At 42.5% G+C, this 522-nt stretch carries 1 protein-coding gene and 1 pseudogene; one reads left to right on the forward strand and one right to left on the reverse strand.

What is annotated here, in order from left to right:
* Positions 1-202: pseudogene (locus ACTQ3R_RS16600) on the forward strand (hypothetical protein); the annotation flags it as partial.
* 16 nt (positions 203-218) lie between these two features.
* On the opposite strand, the gene ACTQ3R_RS16605 reads toward ACTQ3R_RS16600, so the two are convergent.
* A partial coding sequence (locus tag ACTQ3R_RS16605) for a hypothetical protein (RefSeq protein ID WP_441780242.1) occupies positions 219-522 on the reverse strand: 304 nt, incomplete at its 5' end.

A 522-nucleotide genomic window follows, 5' to 3' on the forward strand; every position in this document is an offset into this window, starting at 1 on the left:
AACGGATGGACGGCGCTTCACGCCGTTTGGAATGGAACGGCTACGCCGTTTGCGTTGGAATGGGCGCACCGTTCCTCCGGAACGGGCGCTCCGTTTGACTGGAATTCGCAATTCAATTCCGGATTTGGTCAAAAACACAGGTCGTATTATTTCCAGAGAGACCAGAAAATCTCCGTTTGGAAGTCTATTTGGTAAAAAATAATAGAAAGGAATCTTTATTATGGGATTTTTAGACGTTGCCAAGAAAGGATATGAGGCATTGCAAGAAAAGCGTGAGAGGATTGAGCACTATAAACAACTATATGATCGTCTGGATGACAAAGCACTCTACCAAAAATGGAAATCTTCGCATGGAGATGCCAGTTTCGCATGCCTTCTTTTATTAAAAGAGCGTGGATATCTTGACCAATCAAAGATAAGGTACAATAAGTTGCGCAAATTGAAAATCGCATAAAAGAAGACATAGCTTGCAGGCTCTGGTAGAATGAAGTTACCACACAAACATTCGAAAGGAGCAAGCAA

It is taken from the genome of Lawsonibacter sp. LCP25S3_E2, assembly GCF_052117285.1.
In the GTDB taxonomy this organism is placed as follows: Bacteria; Bacillota; Clostridia; order Oscillospirales; family Oscillospiraceae; genus Lawsonibacter.